Source organism: Sanguibacter suaedae, from assembly GCF_016342785.1.
Taxonomy (GTDB): Bacteria; Actinomycetota; Actinomycetes; order Actinomycetales; family Cellulomonadaceae; genus Sanguibacter; species Sanguibacter suaedae.
Window position 1 is genome coordinate 221,896 of sequence record NZ_JAEINH010000005.1, and the last position, 24,038, is coordinate 245,933.

Genomic DNA, 24,038 nt, shown 5'->3' on the forward strand with positions numbered 1-24,038 from the left:
GGAAGATGAGGAGAGCGGCATGAAGGCAAAATTGGATGACGGCAGAATCGTCCATCTCAACGAAGATGGCACTTGGAGTTTCGTCGACGGTTCAGGACAGGCTCTCATTACGTCGGAACATGGATTCCGTCGAGCGAAATGGGGACAGAGCAAATCAGATGTCTTAAGGATCGAAGACAGCGAGCCCACGCTACACAAAAGCGATGCGCTTGGATACTTGGGGAAGATCGCAACCTTCGATTGTTTTATTTTCTACACGTTTGTCGATGATCGGCTTGCCAATGGCAGATACGCCTTGAGGGAAGAGCATTCGAATCTGAACTTTCACTTGTCGGATTACGAGACCCTAGAGACTTTACTCACCAAGAAGTACGGGCCTTGCACAGAGCAGCAAGAGTTTTGGAGCGACGATCTCTACCGTGATGATTACTCGCAGTGGGGCCAGGCGGTTGCGTACGGCCACTACCTCAAACTAACACGATGGTCGGGACCAGAGACTGAGGTCAAACTTGGAATCTCGGGAGACAATTTCGAGGTCCACGTGTACATTGATTATTTCGCGACGGCGCTCGAAGATGTGTTACACAGCAAGAGGCAGGATCGCTACCTGGAGGACCTCTGATCACAGTGGATCTTTCACCACCATGGGTTGCCCCAAACGATTAACACAAGTTCTTCATTAGCCTTCACATCTAGCACCGCACAAGGTTGCAATCGGCGAGCGGTTCGGCTTCACGAGCTTCTCGTCCCATGTCGTTCCCAACACAGTGGTCACCGTCAAGTGAGTATGCGCCGTCAGACCTCAAGCCGGGCGAGACGGGTGCCATCGAACCATCCGCCACCTTGTACTTCCGGGCGGTGACGGACTTCCCGCTCGTCGCCGGGTCCCAGGAGTTCCCGACCGACGACTGAGGATCTCGGCGCCCACCGCCCGTCAGTCTGGACCGAGACCGACTGTCAGGCCGTTGCCGGGCGGGGCCCGTCGTCACCTTCTGACGGGCCGAGCGTGGATCGTCGTCCCAGCGCGAAGCCCATTGCTCCGGCGAGAAGGAGACCACCGAGGATGCCGACGGCGAGCGCGACACGATGGGTGCGCCCCAGCACGGTGACATCCGGGGAGAACGTCTCGTCGCTCAGTGGCGCGTACTCGAAGCTGATGGTGGGCTGCGCGGGCGGGTACATGACCACCGCGGCTCCGAGGAGGATGCACCCGAGGACGACCAGCACGGTGACGGGACGAGTTCTCAGCAGACGCATGCGGGGATCATCCCACCGCCTGTCCCGAATGTCTGCCAGTGCGCCCGGGCGTCACTGCGGCCCGCGGCACGGCTTCCGTGTCTACTAGAACGTCCCGGGCGCCGAGGGCACGATGTCCTTGCCGAGCGGCATGAGCGACACGGGGATCATCTTGAGGTTCGCGATCCCGAGGGGGATTCCGATGATCGAGAGGAACAGCGGGATGGACGTCGTGATGTGACCGATGGCCAACCACACGCCGGCGACGATGATCCAGATGACGTTGCCGATGGTCGAGAACGCGCCGGCCGTCGGCTTGTCGACGACGGTGCGCCCGAACGGCCACAGGGCGTACCCGGCGATCCGGAAGGACGCGATCCCGAATGGGATGGTCACGATGAAGATGCAGGCGACGATGCCCGTCACGACGTAGCCGAGGGCAAGCCAGAAGCCGGCGAAGACCAGCCAGATGATGTTCAGCAGTGTGTTCACGCGGGACAGCCTGCCACAGGGATCCTGCGCATACCGCAATGGTGCGATGTCGCTCTCGGGACCTAGGACCCACTCCCGCCTGACCACAAGATCTAGTCTCGACAGGACGCCGCGCACACTGCATCTTGTGTCAGCGTCGATTCCAGCAGAGGCCATCAGGGAGCGAGACACGCAGTGACCGTCGTCGAAGAGGACCGGACCGAGCACACCCCCACGCGGGCGACCGGCGGCATGCCGAGCATCGTCAAGCGGGACGGGCGCGTGACCGAGTTCGACCCGTCGCGCATCGAGAACGCGCTCATGGCCGCGTTCGCCGCGGTCCGTGACGAGCCGCGACCCCTGGTGGGCCCCGTCGTCCAGGGACTCACCCGTGAGGTCTGCGAGGAGATCGTCCGCCGGTTCCCCCAGACCGTGCAGATCTACGAGGTCCAGAACGTCGTCGAGCACGTGCTCATGGAGAGCCGCCACTACGACGTCGCCGAGGCGTACATCGGGTACCGCGTGCAGCGGGACATCGCACGCAGCCGGTCCACGGACGTCAACCACTCCATCGGCCAGCTCCTCGACAAGGCGAGCGCCGTCGTCAACGAGAACGCCAACAAGGACAGCGACGTCTTCAACACCCAGCGCGACCTCACCGCCGGGGCGGTGGGCAAGGCCGTCGGCCTGACGATGCTTCCCGCGCACGTCGCGAACGCCCACCAGAAGGGCGAGCTCCACTACCACGACCTCGACTACCACCCCTACTCCCCCATGACGAACTGCTGCCTCATCGACTTCCGGTCGATGCTCAGCAAGGGCTTCCGCATCGGCAACGCCGAGGTCGAGCCGCCGCGCTCCATCCAGACGGCGACAGCGCAGATCACGCAGATCATCGCGAACGTCTCGTCGAGCCAGTACGGCGGGTGCACGGTCAACCGCATCGACGAGCTCCTCGCCCCCTACGCGGCGAACAACCTCCGGAAGCACCTCGCCGACGCCGAGGAATGGGTGAGCGAGCCAGAGCGGCGTGAGGAGTACGCCAGGGCGAAGACCCGCAAGGACATCCACGACGCCATGCAGTCGCTGGAGTACGAGATCAACACGCTGTTCACGTCCAACGGGCAGACGCCCTTCACGTCGCTGGGCTTCGGGCTCGGCACGGGGTGGTTCGAGCGTGAGATCCAGCGCGCCATCCTCGACATCCGCATCGAGGGCCTCGGCGGTGAGCACCGGACGGCCATCTTCCCCAAGCTCATCTTCACGCTGCGCCGCGGCGTGAACCTCGAGCCGGCCGACCCCAACTACGACATCAAGCAGCGGGCGCTCGAGTGCTCCACCAAGCGCATGTACCCGGACGTGCTCAGCTACGACAAGATCGTGGAGCTCACGGGCAGCTTCAAGGCTCCCATGGGCTGCCGGTCGTTCCTCCAGGGGTGGGAGGACGAGAACGGTGAGGACCTCGTCGAGGGTCGCATGAACCTCGGTGTCGTCACCCTCAACCTGCCGCGCATCGCCCTGGAGACCCGCGGTGACACCGACGCCTTCTGGGCGTTGCTCTCCGAGCGCCTCGACACGGTGCGCGACGCGCTGCTGTTCCGCATCGGGCGCTGCACCGAGGCGACACCGGGCAACGCACCGATCCTCTACCGGTACGGCGCGTTCGGCCGGCGCCTGGACCCCGAGGACTCCGTCGACCAGCTGTTCCGCGACGGGCGCGCCACCGTGTCCCTCGGGTACATCGGGCTCTACGAGGCCGCGGCCGCGTTCTTCGGTGGCGCGTGGGAGGACGACCCGGAGGCGAAGGACTTCACGCTCGACATCCTCCGGACGCTCTCGGGCCGCACCCGCGCGTGGACGGCCACGTACTCCTACCAGTTCTCCGTGTACGCGACCCCGAGCGAGAGCCTCACGGACCGCTTCTGCCGGCTCGACAAGGAGAAGTTCGGCGCGGTCGAGGACATCACCGACAAGGACTACTACACGAACAGCTTCCACTACGACGTGCGCAAGAACCCGACGCCGTTCGAGAAGCTCGACTTCGAGAAGGACTACGCCCCGCTGACCTCGGGCGGGTTCATCCACTACTGCGAGTACCCGATCCTCCAGCACAACCCGAAGGCCCTCGAGGCTGTCTGGGACTACGCGTACGAGCGCGTCGGCTACCTCGGCACCAACACACCGATCGACCACTGCTACGAGTGCGACTACTCCGGTGACTTCTCCCCCACGGCCCGCGGGTTCAGGTGCCCGGAGTGCGGCAACGAGGACCCGCGCACGTGCGACGTCGTCAAGCGCACGTGCGGCTACCTCGGCAACCCGCAGGCCCGCCCCATGGTGCACGGCCGGCACACGGAGATCGCGTCGCGCGTGAAGCACCTGCCCGACGGCCTGGCGGACTGACGCCGTGCGGGAGCCCCAGGCGGACTGGGTGTCGGAGCGTCTCAGCCGGGACCACATCGCCGACTACAAGCCGTTCGTGTTCGTCGACGGCGAGGGCGTGCGGTGCAGCCTCTACGTCAGCGGGTGCCTCTTCGCGTGCGATGGGTGCTTCAACGAGGCCGCCTGGAGCTTCCGCTACGGGCGGCCCTACACGACCGAGCTCGAGGACCGGATCATCGCGGACCTCGGCCACGAGTCCGTGCAGGGCCTGAGCCTGCTGGGCGGCGAACCGTTCCTCAACACCGGGGTGTGCCTGCGCCTGATCGCCCGGATGCGGGCGGAGCTGGGCCCGACGAAGGACGTGTGGGCGTGGTCGGGCTTCACCTTCGAGCAGCTCCTCGCGGGCAGCCCCGACAAGGTCGAGCTCCTCAGGGAGCTCGACGTCCTAGTCGACGGGCCGTTCACGCTCGCCGAACGAGACCTCACCCTGCCGTTCCGGGGCAGCCGCAACCAGCGGGTTCTCGACGTGCGGGCGTCACTGCGTGCGGGCGCGGCCGTTCGAGCTCAGCGCGTCGCGTAGAACACCACGGCCGCACTCGCGGCGACGTTCAGCGAGTCCACTCCCCCGGCCATGGGGATCTTCACTACGGTGTCCACGGCGTGCAGCGTGGACCGCTGCAACCCGTGCCCTTCGGTGCCGAACACGAACGCCGACCGCTCGTGCCCCTGGGCCACGAACTCGTCGAGGGTCTGGGAGTCATCGCTCAACGCCAACGCCGCCACCGTGAAACCCGCACCCCGGAGCTCCTCGACACCACCGGGCCAATCCTCGATGCGCGTCCACGGCACCTGGAACACCGTCCCCATGCTCACCCGCACGCTGCGCCGGTACAACGGGTCCGAGCACCGCGGCGTCACCAGAACCGCATCCACTCCCAGACCCGCAGCACCCCGGAAGATTGCACCGACGTTGGTGTGGTCGACGATGTCCTCGAGGACCGCCACCCGGCGCGCCCCCTGCCCGCCACGTGCCGACGCGAGGAGCTCCGTGACGGGCATCAACGGTGGTCGATGCATCGATGCGAGGGCGCCCCGGTGCAGGTGGAACCCGGTGATGGACTCCAGGACGGCCGGCTCCCCCACGTACACGGGGACGTCGGGCCACTCCGCGAGGACGTCCGCCATGGACTCCAACCACTTCTCGGCCATGAAGAACGACCGCGGTCGATGCCCCGCCGCGAGCGCCCGCCGGATCACCGTCGAGCTCTCCGCGATGAACAGGCCTTTGGCGGGTTCGTCCTTGGAGCGGAGCACCACGTCCGTGAGGTGGGTGTAGTCGAGGACACGGTCGTCGGAGGCATCGGTGATGATCTGTGGCTGCACCTGATGATTCTCCCCGACGCCGCCGCCTCCCCCGTCGACCCCTAGGCCCCTACTCCTCGGCAGCGTCCGCGAACTGGCTCTGGTACAGCCGCGCGTACGCCCCACCGGTGGCGAGGAGCTCGTCGTGGGTGCCCTGCTCCACGATGTCGCCGTGCTCCATGACGAGGATGAGGTCGGCGTCCCGGATGGTCGACAGGCGGTGCGCGATGACGAAGCTGGTGCGGTGGGCGCGCAGCGCGTTCATGGCCTTCTGGACGAGGACCTCGGTGCGGGTGTCCACGGAGCTCGTGGCCTCGTCGAGGACGAGGATGGGCGGGTCGGCGAGGAACGCCCGCGCGATGGTGAGGAGCTGCCTCTCCCCCGCGCTCACGCTCGACCCCTCGTCGTCGAGCACCGTGCCGTACCCGTCGGGCAGGGTCCGCACGAACGCGTCGACATGCGTGGCCACCGACGCCTCGAGGAGGCGCTCCTCCGTGACGTCTCCGGGGGCTCCGTACCGGATGTTGTCGGCGATGGTGCCCTTGAACAGCCACGTGTCCTGGAGCACCATGCCGATGTTGGAGCGCAGGGCGTCGCGCGTCATCGTCGCGATGTCCACGCCGTCCAAGGTGATGCGCCCGCCGTCCACCTCGTAGAACCGCATGAGGAGGTTCACCAGGGTGGTCTTGCCCGCCCCGGTCGGCCCCACGATCGCGACCGTGCGGCCGGGTTCGGCGACGATCGACAGATCCGTGATGAGCGGGACCTCGGGCGAGTACCCGAAGCGCACGTTCTCGAACGCCACCCGCCCGCGCACCTCGCCCGGTACCGCGGCGTCCTGCGGGTCGGGGGTCTGCTCGGTGGCGTCGAGGAGGTCGAACACGCGCTCCACGGACGCCACACCGGACTGCAGGAGGTTCATCATGGACGCCACCTGCGTGATGGGCTGCGTGAACTGGCGCGAGTACTGGATGAACGCCTGGACATCACCCAGCGTCATCGACCCCGACGCGACCCGCAGGCCGCCCACCACGGCGACTACCACGTAGTTGAGGTTCGCGATGAACCCCATGGCGGGCTGGATGAGACCCGAGATGAACTGGGCCCGGAAGCTCGACTCGTAGAGCGCCGCGTTCTCCTGCGTGAACGTGTCGATCGCGGACTGCTGGTGCCCGAACACCTTCACCAGGGCGTGCCCGGAGTACATCTCCTCGATGTGGGAGTTCACCGTCCCCGTCGCCGCCCACTGCTTGATGAACTGCGGCTGCGAGCGCTTGGCGATCATGGCGGTGACCACCACGGACAGGGGCACGGTGACCAGCGCGACGACGGCGAGGAGCGGGGAGATCCAGAACATCATGCCGAGCACACCGATGATGGTGAGCAGGGCGGTGACGAGCTGGGAGAGGGTCTGCTGGAGGGTCTGGGCGACGTTGTCGATGTCGTTGGTGACTCTGGACAGGACCTCCCCGCGCTTCTGGGCGTCGAAGTAGGACAACGGGAGGCGGTTGAGCTTCTCCTCGACGCGAGCACGCAGGCTGAGCACGGTGCGTTGCACGACGAGCGCGGTGAGCCGACCCTGCAGCCACCCGAAGAGGAACGCGCCGACGTACACGGCGACGACGAGGAGCAGAACGTCCCGCAGAGCCGTGGTGTCGAGCCCCTGGCCGGGGACGACGTCCATCCCGGAGACGAGGTCGGCGAAGGTGTCGTCGCCTGCGGCGCGCAGCCCGGTGACGACCTCGTCCTTGGTCTGCCCGGCGGGGAGCTGTCGGCCCACCACGCCGCGGAAGATGATGTCGGTGGCGGTCCCGAGGAGCTTGGGGCCGAGGACGGTGAGCCCCACGGAGACGACCGCGAGGAGCGTGATCACGACGACGCGCAGCCGCTCCGCCCGGAGGTAGCCGCCGAAGCGCCGCAGCGAGCCCGTGAAGTCCATGGCCTTCTCGGAGGGCATCCCCATGCTGCCCATGGGGCCGCCGGGGCGACCGCCCGGGTGTCCTCCGGGGCGCGGGGCGGGCTTCTCGTCCGGGCGCTCGTCGACCTCGGTGGTGCGTGCGCCGCTCATGCTGCCTCCTCCGCGGAGAGCTGGGACAGGACGATCTCCTGGTAGGTGAGGCACGTCTCGAGAAGCTCGTCGTGGGTGCCCTGGCCGACGACGCGGCCGTTGTCGAGGACGACGATCTTCTCCGCCGTCCGGATGGTCGCGACGCGTTGCGCGACGACGATGGTCGTGGCGTCCCGCGTGCGGGGCACGAGGGCGCGGCGCAGGGCAGCGTCGGTGGCGTAGTCGAGGGCGGAGAACGAGTCGTCGAAGAGGTAGACCTTGGGGTCACGGATGACGGCGCGTGCGATCGCGAGGCGCTGGCGCTGCCCGCCGGAGAAGTTGGTGCCGCCCTGGGAGACGGGGGTGTGCAGCCCGTCGGCGAGCTCGGACACGAAGTCCTTGGCCTGCGCGACCTCGAGGGCGTCCCACATCTGCTCCTCGGTGGCATCCTCACGTCCGTAGGCGAGGTTCGAGGCGATGGTCCCGGAGAACAGGTACGGCTTCTGGGGCACCATGCCGATGTGCGCCCACACGTCCGCGCCGACCACGTCCCGCACGTCCGTACCGTCGATGCGGACGGCACCCGCGGTGGCGTCGAAGAGGCGCGGGACGAGGTTGAGGAGAGTCGTCTTCCCGGAGCCTGTGGAGCCGATGATCGCGGTGGTCTGCCCGGGTTCCGCGGTGAAGGTCACGTCGGACAGCACGGGTTCCTGGGCGCCCGGGTAGCGGAACTCGACGCCGTCGAGCTCGACACGACCCGTGACACCGGTGAGCGGTGCGGGCGCGGGCGGCTCGACGACGCTGGGCCGGGTGTCGAGGACCTCGGTGATGCGCTCGGCGGACACCGCCGCGCGGGGCACCATCATGAAGATCATCGTGGACATCATGACGGCCATGAGGATGTACATGATGTAGCTGAGGTACGCGATGAGCGCCCCGACCTGCATCTCGCCCGCGTCGATGCGCTGGGCCCCGAACCACACGACGGCGACGCTCGAGAGGTTCATGACGAGCATGACCACCGGGAACATGAGCGCCATGAGCCGGCCCACCCGCAGCGAGGTGTCGAACAGCTCGTCGTTGGCGACCTGGAACCGTCGCTCCTCGTGGCGTTCGCGGACGAACGCCCGGATCACGCGGATCCCGGTGATCTGCTCGCGCAGCACCGAGTTGATGCGGTCGATGCGCACCTGCACGAGCCGGAAGTACGGCACCATCCTCGAGATGATGATCCCGATGGTCAGCCCCAGCACCGGGATGACCACCACGAGCAGCGCCGAGAGGCCCACGTCCTCGCGGAGCGCCATGATCACGCCACCGACGAGCATGATCGGCGCCATGACCATGATGGTCAGCCCGAGCATGACGACCATCTGCACCTGCTGCACGTCGTTCGTGGTGCGGGTGATGAGGGTCGGCGCACCGAAGCGCCCCACGTCCTGGCCGGAGAACGTCTGGACGGTCGTGAACAGCGACTGGCGCACGTCCCGGCCGAAGCCCATGGCAGCACGGGCCCCGAAGTACACGGCCACGCCCGCGCAGAGGATCTGCACGAGGCTGATGACGAGCATGAGCCCACCGGTGCGCACGATGTACCCGGTGTCCCCCACGGCGACACCACGGTCGATGATGTCCGCGTTGAGGCTCGGCAGGTAGAGGGTCGCGAGCGTCTGGGCGAGCTGCAGGACGAGGACGGCGACGAGCGCCGTCCGGTAGGGCGCGAGGTGGTTCCGCAACAACCTCAGGAGCATGCGGTCCCAGCTTTCGGGAGGACCCGGGGAGGCCCCGGGAAGGACGGACGGCCAGGATGCTGACCGTCCGTCATCCTACGAGGCCCCACCGACCGTCAGCCGGAGTGACCCCCGCGCGGCACGTCCTTCTGCGCGGCGCGCGCCGACCAGCGGTCGCCGGTCCGGGTGACCTCGAGCGGCAGGTCGAACGCGGCGGACAGGTTCTCGTCGGTGAGCACGTCGTCCACGGGGCCCGCCATGTGGATGCGCCCCTCCTTCATGAGCATCACGTGCGTGAACCCTGGCGGGATCTCCTCGACGTGGTGCGTCACGAGCACGAGCACGGGTGAGCGCGGATACGCCGCGAGCTCCGCGAGCGCACCGACGAGCTCCTCGCGACCACCGAGGTCGAGGCCCGCAGCGGGCTCGTCGAGGAGCAGCAGCTCGGGGTCCGTCATGAGGGACCGTGCGATCTGGACGCGCTTGCGCTCGCCCTCGCTGAGCGTCCCGAAGCGGCGCCCGGCGAGGTGGTCGACGCCGAAGGCGGCGAGGAGGTCGGCGGCACGGCCCTGGTCGAGGTCCTCGTAGGCCTCCCGCCACCGGCCGGTCACGGCGTACGCGGCGGTGAGCACCACGTCGGAGACGAGCTCGCCCGCCGGGATCCGCTCGGCGAGCGCGGCGCTCGCGAGGCCGATGCGGGGGCGCAGCTCGAAGACGTCGACGCGGCCGAGGCGCGAGCCGAGGACCTCGGCGGTCCCGCTGGTGGGGTGCATGCGCGCGGCGGCGATCTGCAGGAGCGTCGTCTTCCCCGCGCCGTTGCGGCCGAGGACCACCCAGCGTTCGCCGTCGGCCACCTGCCACGACACGTCATCGACGATGTTCTTCTCGCCGCGGCGGACAGATACGTTCTGCAGGTCAACAACCCAGGTCATGCCTCCAGACCCTATCCGCATCCGGCCCCACCGGGTGACGGAGACGCGAGGAGGCGTACTTTTGTGCGGTGAGTCAGTCCAACCAGGCCCCCCGCCCGTCCGCCGACCCGGGGACCCTCCTGCCCCGCTCCGCGTCGCTCGCCCTCTGGGCGCGGGCGACGTCCCCCGACGCTCCCGTGCGCCCCGCCGTCCGGGCGGTCGTCGGGGACGACGAGCCGCACGCGGTGAGCGGCCCGCCGGCCGACGCCCTGGGCGTCACGGACCTCGAGCACCTCCTCGAGGCGTGGGCGGGGAGGGTCGTCGCGTCGGCCGCCCTCTTCCCGGGGCCGGGTGACGCCATGGGCGTCCCCGCGGAGGTGAGCGCCGACGCCGTGGAGGCCGAGGAGTGCGTCCTCGTCACGCTCCGCCCCTCGGGCGGTCGCGCCGCAGCGGAGCAGGGGGACGACGGCGGTGCGGACCTCGAGCACTGGGCTCTGGTCCCGGACGTCCAGGAGTTCGGCTCCGAGTGGGAGCCGGGTCACCTCGTCGTGTGGCGCACGGCCCGGGTTGCCGACTGGTCCTACCGGACTCTGGGCACCGTCGGATCACTCGCCGACGCGGAGCGGGCCCTCGTCAAGGGGCTGCGCGACGCCACGGCGGCGCTCGTGTCGCTCGACGTGCCCCGCTGGCGCGAGGATGCGGGCGAGGCCATCGCGAACCTCCGTCAGACCGTCGACCTGCGTCACCTGCTCCCGCCGGGCGACGACCCGCGGCGCTCCCAGGTGTTCCAGTCCGCGGCGCGGCTGCGGGCCATCGTCGACCTCGCGGGCGTCGACGATGGCGGTGCCGTGAACCTCTGGCAGGCCGACCAGCGGTCGACCGCGCTCCGGGAGATCGACCGCGTGGCCCGCCGCGCGATGGCGGCGGCCACCGTCGTCCTCCCCGGGGCTCGCTGAGCCGCACCCGGCCCGGGCGCGACCTCACGTCGAGCCGTCAGGCGCCGCCGAGCACCGCCTCGTAGACGTCGAGCGTCCGGCGACCGATGGCGTCCCACGCGAAATGGTCCTCGACGCGTCGCCGCGACGCGACGCCCATCTCCCGGGCGCGATCGGGGTCGGTGACCACCTGGACGAGGGCGTCCGCGAGGTCGGTGACGAACCGCTCGGGGTCGACGGGCGTGCCGGTGCCGTCCTGGACCTGGTCGATGGGGACGAGGAGTCCCGTGGTGCCGTGGTCCACGACCTCGGGGATGCCGCCGGTCGCGCTGCCGACCACGGGCAGGCCCACGGCCATCGCCTCGAGGTTGACGATCCCCAGGGGCTCGTACACGGAGGGGCACACGAAGACGGTGGCGGCGGCGAGGACGGCCACGAGGTCGGGCCGCGGGAGCATGTCCTCGATCCACACGACGCCGTCGCGCCGCGCGGAGAGCTCGGCCACCGCCGAGGACACCTCGGCGAAGAGCTCCGGGGTGTCCGGGGCGCCGGCGCAGAGCACGAGCTGGACGTCCTCGGGAAGGCGCTCGGCCGCCCGCAGCAGGTACGGCAGGCCCTTCTGGCGGGTGATGCGACCGACGAAGACCACGGCCGGGCGCTCCGGGTCGATGCCCAGCGCGCGCACCACGGCGTCGCCGCGCTCGGCCTCGGCGCCCTCGGGGCGCTTCCAGCCGTCGAGATCGATCCCGTTGTGCACCACGTGCACGCGGTCCGGGTCCACCGACGGGTAGGCGCGGAGGATGTCCGCACGCATGCCTGCGCTCACCGCGATGACGCCCGCGGCGCTCTCGTACGCGGTGCGCTCCGCCCAGCTCGAGAGGGCGTACCCGCCGCCGAGCTGCTCGGCCTTCCACGGCCGCAGCGGCTCCAGGGAGTGCGCGGAGACGACGTGGGGGACGCCGTGGAGCAACGACGCCACGTGGCCCGCGAGGTTCGCGTACCAGGTGTGCGAGTGCACGAGGTCCGCCCCGGCGACGTCGGCCGCCATCTGGAGGTCGACCCCGAGCGTCGCGAGGGCGGCGTTGGCACCCTCGAGCTCGGCGGGCGGGGCATACCCCGTGACGCCGGGTGCGACGTCGTCGCTGGTCCGGGGCCCGTCGAAGCACCTCACCCGCACGTCGACGAGGTGGCGCAGCACGGCGGACAGCTCGGCGACGTGCACGCCGGCGCCGCCGTACACGAACGGCGGGTACTCCCGCGTCAGCAGATCTACTCTCACGATCGACACGGTAGCGCTTCTTGATGCATCCCGGGGCGCGCGGCAATAGGGTCAGGGCATGGCAGCCCCCAAAGTTCTCGCGATCGTCCTGGCTGGCGGCGAAGGAAATCGGCTCAAGCCCCTCACGGCAGCACGGGCCAAGCCCGCTGTGCCGTTCGGGGGCATCTACCGGCTGGTCGACTTCGCCCTGTCCAACCTGGTGAACTCGCACTACCTGCACATCGTCGTGCTCACCCAGTACAAGTCGCACAGCCTCGACCGCCACATCAGCAAGACGTGGCGCATGTCGGCGCTCCTCGGCAACTACGTGGCACCCGTCCCCGCCCAGCAGCGCGTCGGCAAGCACTGGTACCTCGGCAGCGCCGACGCCATCTACCAGTGCCTGAACATCATCGAGGACGAGCGCCCCGACATCGTCGTCGTCGTCGGTGCCGACCACGTGTACCGCATGGACTTCTCCCAGATGGTCGACGCGCACCTCGCGTCGGGCGCGGAGATGACCGTGGCCGGCATCCGCCAGCCCATCGCGCTCGCCACCGAGTTCGGTGTCATCGACACCCAGCCCGACGACCCCACGAAGATCCGCGCGTTCCTCGAGAAGCCGGCGAACCCGACCGGCCTCTCCGACTCCCCCGGCGAGATCCTCGCGTCCATGGGCAACTACGTCGTCAACGCCGACGCCCTCGTCGAGGCCGTCACGCGCGACTCGGAGAACAAGGACTCGCGCCACGACATGGGCGGCGACATCGTCCCCTACTTCGTGGACCGCGGGACGGCCGGGGTCTACGACTTCATCCGCAACGACGTCCCCGGGTCCACCGACCGGGACCGCGACTACTGGCGCGACGTCGGGACCATCGACTCGTACTACGAGGCGAACAAGGACCTCATCGCCGTGACGCCCGTGTTCAACCTCTACAACTCCGAGTGGCCCCTGCACACCGGATACGTGGGCCTGCCGCCCGCGAAGTTCGTCCACGCGGGTGCCGGGCGGCTCGGGCACGCGGCGGACTCCATCGTGTCCCCCGGCGTGCTCATCTCCGGCGCCACCGTCGTCGGGTCCGTCCTGTCGCCCGACGTCCACCTGCACTCGTGGGCCGCCGTCTCCGACTCCGTGCTCCTCGACGGCGTCAAGGTCCACCGGCACGCCCAGGTGCACCGGGCCATCGTCGACAAGAACGTCATCATCCACGAACGGGCGCGCGTGGGGCTCAACGCCGAGGAGGACCGCGCCCGCGGCTTCACCGTGACCGAGTCCGGCATCACCGTCGTCCCCAAGGGCAGCATCGTCGAGTAGACCTCGACCCGAACCGCAGGCGTGGCGGCCGTCCGGAACCCGGGCGGCCGCCACGTCTACGCCCGGAGCGCCCTAGGCTGGCGCGCGTGACCGCGAACAGCAGCGCAGACCACCGCCCCGGGTCCCGCCCGCAGGAGACCGCCCCGGCCGACGACGGGCGACGCCTCCTGGTGATGGACGTCGACTCGACGCTCATCACCGGGGAGGTCATCGAGCTCATCGCCGCCCACGCCGGGACGGCCGACGAGGTCGCGGCCGTCACGGAGCGCGCCATGCGCGGGGAGATCGACTTCGCGGAGTCGTTGCGCGAGCGCGTCGCGACCCTGCGCGGCGTGCCGCTCGCGGCGCTCGACGAGGTCCGGAGCACCGTGACCCTGACACCCGGGGCGCGCGACCTCGTCGACGAGTGCCACCGTCGCGGGTGGCTCGTGGGTCTCGTCTCGGGGGGCTTCGAGGAGGTCGTCGCGCCGCTCGCCGCTGACCTCGGCATCACGCTCTTCCGGGCCAACCATCTCGAGAGCGCCGACGGCGCGCTCACCGGACGCACCGTCGGGCCGGTCGTCGACCGCGCCGCGAAGGCCGAGTCCCTCCGCCGGTTCGCGGCCGACGCCGGGATCGCCATGGAGCACACCGTCGCCGTCGGCGACGGTGCGAACGACCTCGACATGATCGCCGCGGCGGGCATCGGGATCGCCTTCGCCGCGAAGCCGATCGTCCGGGAGCAGGCGCCCTGGTCCGTGGACGGGCCGCGGCTCGACGCCGTGCTCGACGTCGTGGACGCCGTCTGGCCCGTCCGCTAGGGGCGGCTCAGGCCTCAGGCCGCCCGAGGTGCACGAGACGCGCCGCCCCCGGCCCCCACGCGTCCCACGCAGCGTCCGACACGAGCACCGAGTACGACGCGGTCGGCACACCGACCTGCACCTGCGCGAGCGCCGCACCGTCCGAACCGTCGCCCGCGAGGCGGGACGCGACGCCCGACATCACGGGCTCGTGCCCGACGACGAGGAGCGTCCCCACCGAGGCGTCCGTCGCCGCGACCATGGCCAGGACGTCGGCCACCCCCGCCGCGTACAGGTCGTCCGTGGTCTCGACCGCGGGGTCGGCGCCACCCAGACCGGGCCGTGCGAGCTCCCACGTCTGACGGGTGCGCACCGCGCCGGAGACGAGCACACGGTCCGGGACGAGGCCCTCCGCGAGCAGCGCCGGACCCAGGCGCACCGCCTGCGTCCGACCCTGGAGCGCCAGGGGACGCATGGCGTCTGGCACCGACCCGCCCGGCTCCGCCTTCGCGTGGCGGAGCAGGACGAGGCGACGCCCGCCGCCATGACCGGTGTCCGTCACAGGCCCATCGCGTGGACGCCGCCGTCGACGTGGACGATCTCCCCGGTGGTCGCGGGGAACCAGTCCGACAGGAGGGCGGCGACGGCACGCGCCGTGGGCTCGGGGTCCGTCTGGTCCCAGCCGAGGGGGGCGCGCTCGGGCCACCCGCCCTCCATCTTCTCGAAGCCCGGGATGGACTTCGCGGCCGTCGTCCGGATGGGACCCGCCGACACGAGGTTCACGCGGATGCCCTCGGGGCCGAGGTCACGGGCGAGGTAGCGGGACGTCGACTCGAAGGCCGCCTTCGCGACGCCCATCCAGTCGTACACCGGCCACGCGAAGCTCGCGTCGAAGGTCAGACCCACGATGGAGCCGCCGCTGGACAGCAGCGGGCGTGTGGCGACCGCGAGGGACTTCAGGGAGAAGGCGGACACCTCGAGGGCGGTCGCCACGTCCGGCCACTCCCCCGAGAGGAAGTTCCCGCCCATGACCGACTGGGGTGCGAACCCGATCGAGTGCACCACACCGTCGAGGTGGTCGGTGTGCTCACGCACGCGCGACTCGAGCGCGGCGAGGTCGTCGTCCGACGTGATGTCGAGCTCCACGACCGGCGCGGCCTCGGGGAGACGCTTGGCGATCGCCTGCGTGAGGCGGAACTGCCGCCCGAAGGAGGTGAGCACCACCTGCGCCCCCTCCTGCTGCGCGAGCCGCGCCACGTGGAACGCGATCGAGTGGTCCGTGAGGACTCCGGTCACGAGCAGCTTCTTGCCTTCGAGCAGGCCCATCGTCTTCCTTCCGTGAAACGTCCGAGGACCACCGCCGTGCGCGACGCGGAGCGTCGGGGCGTGCCTGGTCCATCGATGACAATACTGCGAGGTCCGCCGCAGCGGGTCGTGGGACCGTTCAGTGCCCCATGCCGAGACCGCCGTCGACGGGGATCACCGCGCCGTTGACGTAGGCGGCCGCGTCGGACGCGAGGAACTCGACGACCCCCGCGACCTCCTCCGGCTGCGCGAACCGGCCGGCGGGGATCGCGACCCGGTAGGCCTCCTGGCGCTCCTCGGGGAGCTCGGCCGTCATCGCGGTGTCGATGAAGCCGGGAGCCACGACGTTGGCCGTGATCCCGCGGCCGCCGAGCTCGCGCGTGATGGAGCGCGCCATCCCGATCAGACCGGACTTGGACGCCGCGTAGTTCACCTGACCGGCGCCCCCGAAGAGGCCCACCACAGAGGACACGAGGACGATGCGGCCCTTGCGCGCGCGGATCATGCCCTTCGTAGCCCGCCGGACGCACCGGAACGTCCCGGTGAGGTTGACGTCGACGACGCTCTCGAACTCCTCGTCCGACATGCGCATGAGCAGCTGGTCGCGGGTCACGCCGGCGTTTGCGACGAGGACCTCGACCGGGCCGAGCTCCGCCTCGATGCGGCTGAACGCCTCGTCGACGGCGTCGGTGTCCCGGATGTCGCCCACGACACCGAGGACGCCGTCGGGCAGGTCGCCGCTCCGGTAGATGGTCGCGACACGGTCTCCCGCGGCGACGAAGCGCTCGGCGATGGCCCTGCCGATGCCGCGGTTGGCACCGGTGACCAGCACCACCCGGCCCGCCTTGTTCGAATCCTCAACGGGAGCCACAGGCCCTCCTTCTTGCTGTCCGACGGTGACGCGGGCACGGTCTGGGCCGTGCGCGCCCCAGAAACGGTAGCCGAGCCCGGGGGTGCCCAGAACGACGGAACCGCCACGATGCGGTGCCCGGACTAGTGGGAACCCTACAGAGCGCGGATCCGCCTCCGCACGTACCCGCGGGATGCGACGTCGCTCACACCCGGCCGCGGAAGGCGATCTCACGGCGCCCCACGGGTCCGGCGAGCGTAACCTTGACAGGTGAGGACCCCCGGTGCGGAACCGACCGGCCGACGCGCTCGACGCCCCGGCCGGAGGAACGACGCGGACGTCCAGGTCTACTCGATCACCTCGGCCACCGACTCCCTCACCGACGACCAGTCACGGCGCACGCGTCGCTACCTCCTCCAGATGGCCGTGCGCATGGCGTGCTTCATCGGGGCGGTCTTCGCCGACGGCGTCCTCATGTGGTTGCTGCTCGCGGGAGCCGTGATCCTCCCCTACGCGGCCGTCATCGGCGCGAACGAGGGACGGGAGCGACGGCCTCCCGGTGAGACCATGGACTACCGTCGGCTCCCCGCCGGCCCTTCACCTCACCCGGACGACACCCCTCCTGGAGGACACGGTGGTTGATCTGCTCGGCCTGGCGGACCCCATCACGGACGACCTCGTGTGCAGCGGCAAGGGGTGCCCCGCCGAGGCGCGGTGGGGCCTGCTGTGGAACAACCCGAAGATCCACGCGCCCGAGCGCCGCAAGGTGTGGCTCGCGTGCGACGACCACCGCGAGCACCTCGAGACCTTCCTCGGCGCGCGCAGCTTCCTGAAGAGCACCGTCCCGGTCGAGGACCTCGAGCGGCGGACCTCGCCGTGAACGAGCGCTCACCGGGTCGCCCCGGCGAGCGCACGCTCCAGCAGTGGGTGGTCCTCGCTCTCGGCGTCGCGGCCCTCGCCGCCGGGTGCGTGGCCGCGGGTCTCTGGCAGTGGAGCAAGCACGAGACGCGGTCCGCCGCGATCGACGTGGTCGAGGAGAACTACGGCTCCGCCCCGGTGCCCCTCGAGGAGCTCCTCCCGCGCCCCGGCAGCACCGTCGCGGCCGGCGACGTGTGGCGTCCCGTCGAGGTCCGCGGTGAGTACGTCACCGACGCGACGGTCCTCCTGCGCAACAGACCCGTGGACAGCCAGCCGTCGTTCCACGTCCTCGTCCCCTTCCGCACCGAGAGCGGCGGGGTGCTCGTCGTGAACCGTGGCTGGGTGCCCTACAGCGGCGGCACCGCCGCCCCCACCACCGTCCCCGAGCCGCCGTCGGGCGTCGTCGTCGACATCGTGGTCAGGCTCCGCGCCGACGAGGCCGCGGCGAGCAACGGGGCTCCCCCGGGGCAGGTGCAGGCCATCCACGTGGACCAGGTCCTCGCGGCCGGCCCCGACGGGTCCGCATGGGCCGACGCGACCGCGTACGACGCCTACGGGTCGCTCGTGTCCGAGGACCCGGCACCGCAGGACTCCCCCTACGACCTCCCGCGCCCGGACACGAGCCCCGGTTCCCACCTGTCCTACGCCTTCCAGTGGTGGGTCTTCGCCGTCGGTGGCGTGGCCGGCGTGCTCGTCATGCTCTCCCGCGAGCGCCGGGAACGGACCGTCATGGAGCTCGGTGGCCTGGCGCACCCGTTCGAGGACGCACCGGAGGACCCCGAGGGCGGCGCGGCCGCAGACCCGGGCGGACGTGGACGCCGTGGACGCCGAGGCGGCGGCCGACCCTCCGCGGAGGACGTCGAGGACAGCCTCATCGACGCCCGCGCGCGGCGGTGAGCTCGATGAGTGCTCGCTGCGTCGTCAGGCGAGCTCGATGAGCTCCCCGTAGGAGTCGTTCCACAGGTCCTCGTCGCCGTCGGGCAGGAGGAGCACACGCTCGGGTGCGAGCGCCTCCACGGCCCCGTGGTCGTGGGTGACCATGACCACGGCGCCCTCGTAGGTCTGCAGCGCACCGAGGATCTCGGCGCGCGACGCCGGGTCGAGGTTGTTCGTCGGCTCGTCGAGGAGCAGGACGTTCGCCGCGGAGACGACGAGGGCCGCGAGCGCGAGCCGGGTCTTCTCACCGCCGGACAGCACGTTCGTGGGCTTCTCCGCGTCGTCCCCGGAGAAGAGGAACGACCCGAGGACGGAGCGCACCTCGGTGTCGGTGAGGTCCGGTGCGCTGTGGCGGAGGTTCTCGACGACGGTGAGCGACATGTCGAGGGTCTCGTGCTCCTGGGCGTAGTACCCGAGCTTGAGTCCGTGACCGGGGTTCACCTGGCCGGAGTCGGACTCCTCCACGCCTGCGAGGATCCGCAGGAGGGTCGTCTTCCCTGCACCGTTGAGGCCGAGGACCACGACGCGGCTGCCTCGGTCGATGGCGAGGTCGACACCGGTGAAGACCTCCTGCGACCCGTAGGTCTTGCTCAGGCTGCTCGCGGTGAGCGGGGTGCGGCCGCAGGGGGCCGGGGTCGGGAAACGGAGCTTGGCCACGCGGTCGCTGACGCGCTCACCCTCGAGGGACGACAGCATGCGCTCAGCACGCCGGATCATGTTCTGGGCGGCGACGGCCTTGGTCGCCTTGGCGCGCATCTTCTCGGCCTGGCCGAGGAGGACGGACGCCTTCTTCTCGGCGTTGGCACGCTCGCGGCGACGACGACGCTCGTCGGTCTCGCGCTGGAGGAGATAGGCGTCCCACCCGAGGTTGTACTGGTCGAGCTCGCCCCGGTTGGCGTCGAGGTGGAAGACCTTGTTCACGGTGGCTCGCATGAGCTCGGTGTCGTGACTGATGACGATGAACCCGCCGGCGTAGCTCTTGAGGTACTCGCGCAGCCAGATGATGGAGTCGGCGTCGAGGTGGTTGGTCGGCTCGTCGAGGAGGAGGGTCCCGACGCCGGAGAAGAGGATGCGGGCGAGCTCCACGCGGCGGCGCTGCCCGCCGGAGAGGGTGCCGATGGGCTGGTTGAGGATGCGCTCGTCGAGGCCGAGGTTGGAGGCGATGCGCTCCGCCTCGCTCTCGGCGGCATACCCGCCGGCGGCGGTGAAGCGCTCCTCGAGGCGCGGGTACCGCTCCATGGCGGCGGCCTGCGTCTCCTCGTCGGCGCTGGCCATGGCGCCCTCGGTCTCGCGCATCTGCCGCACGAGCTTGTCGAGCTCCCGGGCGGAGAGCACGCGGTCCATGGCGAGCATGTCCATGTCGCCGGAGCGCGGGTCCTGCGGGAGGTAGCCGATGTCGCCCGAACGGGTGATCTGCCCGCCCGTGGGCAGGGTCTCCCCCGCGAGCGCCTTCGTCAGCGTCGTCTTCCCGGCTCCGTTGCGGCCGACGAGGCCGATCCGGTCCCCTTCCGCGATACGGAAGGTAGCCTCGTCGAGGAGCACGCGGGCCCCGACTCGAAGCTCGACTGCGTGGGCACTGATCACTGAGGTTTCCTCCGTAGGATGCCCCCAGCTTCTGGGGGCGGGCACAAACGCCATCGAGTCTATCCGCGGTTAGCGTTCTCCAGTCACAACTTTTCCGAGCACCGCCCACCTGCGCGCCAGGGCGGGCTCCACCGACCTCCAAGGGGAACCATGGCAGAGCGTCTCACGCACGACGACGGCAAGGACACCCTCGTGCGCCGCGACCTCGACCGGTCGAGCGCCGCGACCGACGTCGCGCTCGTCGCGACGTTCTCCGCGCTGGTCGCGGTGTGCGCGATCATCCCGGCCATCCCGGTGGCGGGCGGCGCGGTACCGATCACCCTGCAGACCTTCGCCGTGATGCTCACGGGCGCCGTCCTCGGGTGGAAGCGCGGCGGGCTCGCCGTCCTCCTCTATGTCGCCGTGGGTGTCGCCGGGGTCCCCGTGTTCTCCATGGGCCGCTCCGGTCCGGGGATCTTCCTCACCCAGTCCACCGGGTACGTCGCGGCGTTCACGATCGCCGCGATGATCATCGGCGCGCTCGTCGCCCGCATCCCCGCGTCTGCGGACCGCAAGACTCGCGCCGTGTGGACGTTCTTCGCGTGCTTCGGCACGAGCCTGCTCACCATCCACCCGCTCGGGATCCTCGGGATGATGTGGCGCGGGAACCTCTCGTTCGGCGAGGCCGTCGCCGCCGACCTCGTGTTCCTGCCCGGCGACGTCCTCAAGAGCGCTGCCGCGGCCGTCGTCGCCACGGCCGTCGTCCGCGCCTTCCCGTCGCTCCTCGCCGGGCGCCGCGAGCGCCGGTGATCGAGCTCGACGGGGCCGGCGTCGTCGTCGGCCCCCGGGACCACGAGGTCACGGTCCTGGAGCCCACGACCCTGACGCTCACCGAGCGGCGGGTCGCGGTGATCGGTGCGAACGGATCCGGGAAGTCGACCCTCGCCCGCCTCGTCAACGGCCTCACCCTCCCGACCACCGGGTACGTGCGGGTGCACGGTCTCGACTCCCACGACGACGGACCAGCCGTCCGGCGCACCGTGGGCTTCGTGTTCAGCGACGCCGACGCGCAGCTCGTCATGCCCACCCCGCTGGAGGACGTCGCGCTCTCCCTGCGCAGGCTAGGGCTCCGCGGGCGGGCCCGGGACGAGCGCAGCAGGGAGATCCTCGCGCGCTTCGGACTCGACCACCTCGCGGACGTGAGCGTCCACGCCCTGTCCGGCGGGCAGAAGCAGCTCCTCGCCCTCGCCGGGGTCCTCGCGACGGAACCACAGGTGCTCGTCTGCGACGAGCCGACCACGCGCCTCGACCTGAGGTGGCGGACGCACGTCACCGCGCTCCTCGCGGGCCTGGAGCAGCAGGTGCTCGTCGTCACGCACGACCTCGACGCCGCCCAGGACGCGGACCGTGTCCTCGTGGTCGACGGCGGCCGGGTGGTCGCCGACGGCGACCCGCGGGAGGCCGTGCGGGCGTACCGGGAGCTCATGGCTCGGCCGGTGGACGGCGGATGAGGTCCTCCCGCCGTCGCAGACGTGTCCGCGAGCCCTGGGCGGGCCCGCTGGGGAGCTACACCCCCGGGCCCTCTCCGGTGCACAGGATCCCGCCCGGCCCCAAGCTCCTGGGGCTGGCCGTCGTGTCCGTCGTGCTCACGATCGTCCAGGGCCCATGGGTGGCGGTGGGGACGGTCGTACTCTCCGGCGTCCTCCTCCGCGTGGCCACCGTCCCCGCGCGTGCGGCCGCCCGGGCGCTCGCTCCCGTCGCCGTCGCCGCGGCCCTGCTCGGTCTGTACCAGTGGTGGGCCCGCGGGTGGGAGGTCGGTGTGACGACGGCCGCATCGCTCGTCGCGCTCGTCGCCCTCGCCACGGTGCTCACAGCGAGCACCCGCACCGACGTCCTCCTCGACACCCTCGTCCGGAGCACCGGCCCTCTGCGACGCGTCGGGATCCAGCCGCAGACCGTGGCCCTGACGATCGCCCTCATGCTGCGCACCATCCCCTCCCTCGTCACGATGTCCGGCGAGGTGCGCGACGCCGCCCGGGCGCGGGGCCTCGGCCGGGACCCGCGCGCCCTGCTCGTGCCGTTCGCCCTGCGCGCCGTCGCCCGCGCCCACACGACCGGGGACGCCCTCGCGGCGCGCGGGATCCTCGAGGAGGACCCGTCTGCGCAGGTGGGAGACGCGGCCCGGCGGTAGTGTCCCGCCTATGACTTTCCAGGGAGACGGCTCGTTCGACGGCTCGAGGGTCCGCAAGCGGACCGGTGGCAAGGGCGGGATCGCGGTCGGTGGCGGGCTCGGGGCGATCGCCCTGTTCTTCCTCTCGCAGGCGCTCGGCGTCGACCTCACGGGGCTCCTCGGTCAGGGGGCGACCTCCGGCGAGACCGAGACGGCGCTCACGAGCTGCGAGACCGCGGACCGCGCCAACGAGGACTCCGAGTGCCGTTACGGGTGGACCCTCGAGTCGCTGGACGTGTACTGGGAGGACGCCCTCGAGGCGCAGACCGGCGTCGCGTACACCGAGCCCGGGGCGGTGTCGTTCACGGGTGCCACGCAGAGCGGCTGCGGGTCGGCGAGCAGCGCCACCGGTCCGTTCTACTGCCCGGCGGACGAGACCGTCTACGTCGACGTCGACTTCTTCGCGGTCCTCCAGGACCGCTTCGGGTCCTCCGGCGGGCCGCTCGCCGAGGAGTACGTCGTCGCCCACGAGGTGGGGCACCACGTGCAGCAGATCACGGGCGCCATGTCGTCCGCCGACCGCACCGGCACGGGACCGGACTCCGACTCGGTGCGGATCGAGCTCATGGCCGACTGCCTCGCCGGGATGTGGGCGGGGAACGCGTCGCGGACCATCGACCCGGAGACGGGCGAGCCGTTCCTCGAACCCATCACCGACGCCCAGCTCGCCGACGCGCTCTCCGCGGCCGAGGCCGTCGGCGACGACCGCATCCAGGAGGCGTCGAGCGGCCAGGTCGACCCTGAGGCCTGGACGCACGGCTCCTCCGAGCAGCGCCAGCGGTGGTTCATGACCGGGTACGAGGGCGGCACCTTCCAGCAGTGCAACGCCCTCGAGGCCGCCGCGCTCTGACCACGCCGACGACGACGGCCGATGACCGCACGCGTGGTGCGGTCATCGGCCGGCGTCCTCCGTGCCAGGTCTCAGACGTTGAAGCCGAGCGCCCGGAGCTGCTCCTTGCCGTCCTGCGTGATCTTCTCGGGGCCCCACGGCGGCATCCACACCCAGTTGATGCGGAAGCCGTCGACGACGCCCTCGAGCGCCTGACCGGCCTGGTCCTCGATGACGTCGGTCAGCGGGCACGCCGCCGACGTGAGGGTCATGTCGATGACGGCGTGGTTGTTCTGGTCGAGGAGGACCCCGTAGATGAGTCCGAGGTCGACGACGTTGATGCCGAGCTCCGGGTCGATGACGTCCCGGAGGGCCTCCTCGACGTCCGCGACGTTGGGTGGTGCGGTGCTGGTCTCGTTGCTCATGCTTCTCCTCGGTGGTCGGCGGTGTGCGGGGTCGGGGCGGTCACGCGGTGCGGGCCCCGTCCGTGGACGAGACGTCGCCGAGGACGCCCGCCTTGGCGAAGGTGTCGCGCAGCGCGGCCCAGCCGAGCAGCGCGCACTTGATCCGTGCAGGGAACTGGGAGACCCCGGTGAACGCAGCGGCGTCCCCGAGCGCGTCCTCGGACGCCTCGTCGAGGCCCTTCCCGCGCGACGACATGAGCTCGCGGAAGACGGAGGCCAGGTGCTCCCCCGACGTCACGTCCTGCCCGGTCACCAGCTCGGTGAGCACGGACAGCGAGGCCTGCGAGATGCTGCACCCCTGACCCTCCCAGCTGACGCGCTCGACCGTCGGGTCCCCCGACGCGCTCGTCCCGAACTCGACGCGCATCGTCACCTCGTCACCGCAGGTGGGGTTCACCTGGTGGGACTCGGCGGACGCGCCGGACCCGGCAGGGTCGACGAGCCCCCGTCCGTGCGGGTTCTTCGAGTGGTCGAGGATGACCTGCTGGTACAGCTGTTCCATGGCGGTGCTCAC

At 70.4% G+C, this 24,038-nt stretch carries 27 protein-coding genes; 14 read left to right on the forward strand and 13 right to left on the reverse strand.

The genetic code is table 11. The features are described from left to right. Window positions 1-19 precede the first annotated feature (19 nt). Both JAV76_RS08175 and JAV76_RS08180 read left to right on the forward strand, forming a co-directional pair. On the forward strand, window positions 20-622 hold the full coding sequence (locus JAV76_RS08175; RefSeq protein WP_198733545.1) for a hypothetical protein: 603 nt from the start codon (window positions 20-22) through the stop codon (window positions 620-622). Window positions 623-750: 128 nt separating this feature from the next. Next, window positions 751-912 (forward strand): hypothetical protein, encoded by a 162-nt coding sequence (locus JAV76_RS08180; protein ID WP_198733546.1) that lies wholly within the window; start codon window positions 751-753, stop codon window positions 910-912. 45 nt (window positions 913-957) lie between these two features. On the opposite strand, the gene JAV76_RS08185 is transcribed toward JAV76_RS08180, so the two are convergent. Together JAV76_RS08185 and JAV76_RS08190 are read right to left on the reverse strand one after the other, a co-directional pair. Then, the gene (locus JAV76_RS08185) at window positions 958-1,257 is read right to left on the reverse strand and encodes a hypothetical protein (protein ID WP_198733547.1); all 300 of its coding nucleotides are present in this window, start codon (window positions 1,255-1,257) and stop codon (window positions 958-960) included. Window positions 1,258-1,341: 84 nt separating this feature from the next. Continuing rightward, window positions 1,342-1,728, reverse strand: a complete 387-nt coding sequence (locus tag JAV76_RS08190; protein WP_198733548.1) for a YccF domain-containing protein — start codon at window positions 1,726-1,728, stop codon at window positions 1,342-1,344. A 174-nt stretch (window positions 1,729-1,902) separates the two neighbouring features. On the opposite strand from JAV76_RS08190, the gene nrdD reads away from it, so the two are divergent. Both nrdD and nrdG read left to right on the forward strand, forming a co-directional pair. Further along, entirely contained in the window at window positions 1,903-4,110 is a 2,208-nt protein-coding gene (nrdD, locus tag JAV76_RS08195) for an anaerobic ribonucleoside-triphosphate reductase (RefSeq protein ID WP_307844086.1), read from the forward strand. A gap of 4 nt (window positions 4,111-4,114) precedes the next feature. Next, window positions 4,115-4,669 carry an anaerobic ribonucleoside-triphosphate reductase activating protein gene (gene nrdG / locus JAV76_RS08200; protein ID WP_198733549.1) on the forward strand — a complete coding sequence of 185 codons (555 nt, stop codon included), beginning with the start codon at window positions 4,115-4,117 and terminating at the stop codon, window positions 4,667-4,669. On the opposite strand, the gene JAV76_RS08205 is transcribed toward nrdG, so the two are convergent. The 4 genes from JAV76_RS08205 to JAV76_RS08220 all read right to left on the reverse strand — a co-directional run bounded on the left by JAV76_RS08205 (window position 4,654) and on the right by JAV76_RS08220 (window position 10,160). Next, window positions 4,654-5,472, reverse strand: coding sequence for a TrmH family RNA methyltransferase (locus JAV76_RS08205; protein WP_198733550.1), 819 nt, complete (start codon window positions 5,470-5,472; stop codon window positions 4,654-4,656). The two genes, nrdG and JAV76_RS08205, sit on opposite strands and share 16 nt — an antisense overlap. Before the next feature lie 49 nt (window positions 5,473-5,521). Further along, the gene (locus JAV76_RS08210; RefSeq protein ID WP_372403346.1) at window positions 5,522-7,519 is read right to left on the reverse strand and encodes an ABC transporter ATP-binding protein; all 1,998 of its coding nucleotides are present in this window, start codon (window positions 7,517-7,519) and stop codon (window positions 5,522-5,524) included. Beyond that, entirely contained in the window at window positions 7,516-9,249 is a 1,734-nt protein-coding gene (locus tag JAV76_RS08215; protein ID WP_198733551.1) for an ABC transporter ATP-binding protein, read from the reverse strand. Before JAV76_RS08215 ends, JAV76_RS08210 begins: the two co-directional genes overlap by 4 nt. 95 nt (window positions 9,250-9,344) lie before the next feature. Next, window positions 9,345-10,160 (reverse strand): ABC transporter ATP-binding protein, encoded by an 816-nt coding sequence (locus JAV76_RS08220; RefSeq protein ID WP_198733552.1) that lies wholly within the window; start codon window positions 10,158-10,160, stop codon window positions 9,345-9,347. A 68-nt stretch (window positions 10,161-10,228) separates the two neighbouring features. Here JAV76_RS08220 and JAV76_RS08225 point away from each other — a divergent pair, with 68 nt between their 5' ends. Continuing rightward, window positions 10,229-11,095, forward strand: a complete 867-nt coding sequence (locus JAV76_RS08225; protein ID WP_198733553.1) for an Rv1486c family protein — start codon at window positions 10,229-10,231, stop codon at window positions 11,093-11,095. A gap of 37 nt (window positions 11,096-11,132) precedes the next feature. On the opposite strand, the gene glgA is transcribed toward JAV76_RS08225, so the two are convergent. Then, complete coding sequence (glgA, locus tag JAV76_RS08230) at window positions 11,133-12,353, reverse strand: glycogen synthase (protein WP_198733554.1); 1,221 nt, start codon at window positions 12,351-12,353, stop codon at window positions 11,133-11,135. 58 nt (window positions 12,354-12,411) lie between these two features. Between glgA and JAV76_RS08235 the strand changes: the two genes are divergently transcribed. Together JAV76_RS08235 and serB are read left to right on the forward strand one after the other, a co-directional pair. Then, window positions 12,412-13,650, forward strand: coding sequence for a glucose-1-phosphate adenylyltransferase (locus JAV76_RS08235; protein WP_198733555.1), 1,239 nt, complete (start codon window positions 12,412-12,414; stop codon window positions 13,648-13,650). 173 nt (window positions 13,651-13,823) lie between these two features. After that, on the forward strand, window positions 13,824-14,450 hold the full coding sequence (gene serB, locus JAV76_RS08240) for a phosphoserine phosphatase SerB (protein ID WP_198733591.1): 627 nt from the start codon (window positions 13,824-13,826) through the stop codon (window positions 14,448-14,450). A gap of 7 nt (window positions 14,451-14,457) precedes the next feature. On the opposite strand, the gene JAV76_RS08245 is transcribed toward serB, so the two are convergent. The 3 genes from JAV76_RS08245 to JAV76_RS08255 form a co-directional block, all read right to left on the reverse strand. After that, the gene (locus JAV76_RS08245) at window positions 14,458-14,991 is read right to left on the reverse strand and encodes a SixA phosphatase family protein (RefSeq protein WP_198733556.1); all 534 of its coding nucleotides are present in this window, start codon (window positions 14,989-14,991) and stop codon (window positions 14,458-14,460) included. Then, window positions 14,988-15,755: an enoyl-ACP reductase FabI gene (gene fabI / locus JAV76_RS08250; RefSeq protein WP_198733557.1), complete on the reverse strand. Its 768-nt coding sequence runs from the start codon at window positions 15,753-15,755 to the stop codon at window positions 14,988-14,990. The genes JAV76_RS08245 and fabI overlap by 4 nt, the downstream gene beginning before the upstream one ends. 118 nt (window positions 15,756-15,873) lie before the next feature. Beyond that, entirely contained in the window at window positions 15,874-16,605 is a 732-nt protein-coding gene (locus JAV76_RS08255; protein WP_198733558.1) for a beta-ketoacyl-ACP reductase, read from the reverse strand. Between the two features lie 249 nt (window positions 16,606-16,854). On the opposite strand from JAV76_RS08255, the gene JAV76_RS14915 reads away from it, so the two are divergent. The 3 genes from JAV76_RS14915 to JAV76_RS08270 are packed head-to-tail and all read left to right on the forward strand — an operon-like array spanning window position 16,855 to window position 18,399. Further along, complete coding sequence (locus JAV76_RS14915) at window positions 16,855-17,226, forward strand: DUF3099 domain-containing protein (protein WP_198733559.1); 372 nt, start codon at window positions 16,855-16,857, stop codon at window positions 17,224-17,226. Continuing rightward, entirely contained in the window at window positions 17,219-17,464 is a 246-nt protein-coding gene (locus JAV76_RS08265; RefSeq protein WP_198733560.1) for a hypothetical protein, read from the forward strand. Before JAV76_RS14915 ends, JAV76_RS08265 begins: the two co-directional genes overlap by 8 nt. Next, window positions 17,461-18,399, forward strand: coding sequence for an SURF1 family cytochrome oxidase biogenesis protein (locus tag JAV76_RS08270; RefSeq protein WP_198733561.1), 939 nt, complete (start codon window positions 17,461-17,463; stop codon window positions 18,397-18,399). Before JAV76_RS08265 ends, JAV76_RS08270 begins: the two co-directional genes overlap by 4 nt. Window positions 18,400-18,423: 24 nt before the next feature. Here JAV76_RS08270 and JAV76_RS08275 read toward each other — a convergent pair whose 3' ends face one another. Further along, entirely contained in the window at window positions 18,424-20,022 is a 1,599-nt protein-coding gene (locus JAV76_RS08275) for an ABC-F family ATP-binding cassette domain-containing protein (RefSeq protein WP_198733562.1), read from the reverse strand. Between the two features lie 150 nt (window positions 20,023-20,172). Between JAV76_RS08275 and JAV76_RS08280 the strand changes: the two genes are divergently transcribed. Genes JAV76_RS08280 through ypfJ form a run of 4 tightly spaced genes read left to right on the forward strand, consistent with a single transcriptional unit; the run spans window position 20,173 to window position 23,081 of the window. Further along, window positions 20,173-20,811, forward strand: a complete 639-nt coding sequence (locus JAV76_RS08280) for a biotin transporter BioY (RefSeq protein WP_198733563.1) — start codon at window positions 20,173-20,175, stop codon at window positions 20,809-20,811. Continuing rightward, window positions 20,808-21,512, forward strand: a complete 705-nt coding sequence (locus tag JAV76_RS08285; RefSeq protein WP_198733564.1) for an energy-coupling factor ABC transporter ATP-binding protein — start codon at window positions 20,808-20,810, stop codon at window positions 21,510-21,512. The genes JAV76_RS08280 and JAV76_RS08285 overlap by 4 nt, the downstream gene beginning before the upstream one ends. Then, complete coding sequence (locus tag JAV76_RS08290) at window positions 21,509-22,192, forward strand: energy-coupling factor transporter transmembrane component T family protein (RefSeq protein ID WP_198733565.1); 684 nt, start codon at window positions 21,509-21,511, stop codon at window positions 22,190-22,192. The genes JAV76_RS08285 and JAV76_RS08290 overlap by 4 nt, the downstream gene beginning before the upstream one ends. Window positions 22,193-22,202: 10 nt before the next feature. Further along, entirely contained in the window at window positions 22,203-23,081 is an 879-nt protein-coding gene (gene ypfJ / locus JAV76_RS08295; protein ID WP_198733566.1) for a KPN_02809 family neutral zinc metallopeptidase, read from the forward strand. A gap of 71 nt (window positions 23,082-23,152) precedes the next feature. Here ypfJ and JAV76_RS08300 read toward each other — a convergent pair whose 3' ends face one another. After that, on the reverse strand, window positions 23,153-23,485 hold the full coding sequence (locus JAV76_RS08300; protein WP_198733567.1) for a metal-sulfur cluster assembly factor: 333 nt from the start codon (window positions 23,483-23,485) through the stop codon (window positions 23,153-23,155). A gap of 40 nt (window positions 23,486-23,525) precedes the next feature. Beyond that, on the reverse strand, window positions 23,526-24,038 hold the full coding sequence (gene sufU, locus JAV76_RS08305) for a Fe-S cluster assembly sulfur transfer protein SufU (RefSeq protein ID WP_307844090.1): 513 nt from the start codon (window positions 24,036-24,038) through the stop codon (window positions 23,526-23,528).

Coding starts and splice junctions, on each gene's coding strand:
- JAV76_RS08210 (WP_372403346.1), bottom strand. CDS start 7,519: ATGAGCGGCGCACGCACCACCGAGGTCGACGAGCGCCCGGACGAGAAG.
- JAV76_RS08235 (WP_198733555.1), top strand. CDS start 12,412: ATGGCAGCCCCCAAAGTTCTCGCGATCGTCCTGGCTGGCGGCGAAGGA.
- JAV76_RS08280 (WP_198733563.1), top strand. CDS start 20,173: ATGGCAGAGCGTCTCACGCACGACGACGGCAAGGACACCCTCGTGCGC.
- JAV76_RS08215 (WP_198733551.1), bottom strand. CDS start 9,249: ATGCTCCTGAGGTTGTTGCGGAACCACCTCGCGCCCTACCGGACGGCG.
- serB (WP_198733591.1), top strand. CDS start 13,824: ATGGACGTCGACTCGACGCTCATCACCGGGGAGGTCATCGAGCTCATC.
- ypfJ (WP_198733566.1), top strand. CDS start 22,203: ATGACTTTCCAGGGAGACGGCTCGTTCGACGGCTCGAGGGTCCGCAAG.
- JAV76_RS08175 (WP_198733545.1), top strand. CDS start 20: ATGAAGGCAAAATTGGATGACGGCAGAATCGTCCATCTCAACGAAGAT.
- JAV76_RS08220 (WP_198733552.1), bottom strand. CDS start 10,160: ATGACCTGGGTTGTTGACCTGCAGAACGTATCTGTCCGCCGCGGCGAG.
- JAV76_RS08185 (WP_198733547.1), bottom strand. CDS start 1,257: ATGCGTCTGCTGAGAACTCGTCCCGTCACCGTGCTGGTCGTCCTCGGG.
- JAV76_RS08300 (WP_198733567.1), bottom strand. CDS start 23,485: ATGAGCAACGAGACCAGCACCGCACCACCCAACGTCGCGGACGTCGAG.
- fabI (WP_198733557.1), bottom strand. CDS start 15,755: ATGGGCCTGCTCGAAGGCAAGAAGCTGCTCGTGACCGGAGTCCTCACG.
- JAV76_RS08290 (WP_198733565.1), top strand. CDS start 21,509: ATGAGGTCCTCCCGCCGTCGCAGACGTGTCCGCGAGCCCTGGGCGGGC.
- JAV76_RS08180 (WP_198733546.1), top strand. CDS start 751: ATGTCGTTCCCAACACAGTGGTCACCGTCAAGTGAGTATGCGCCGTCA.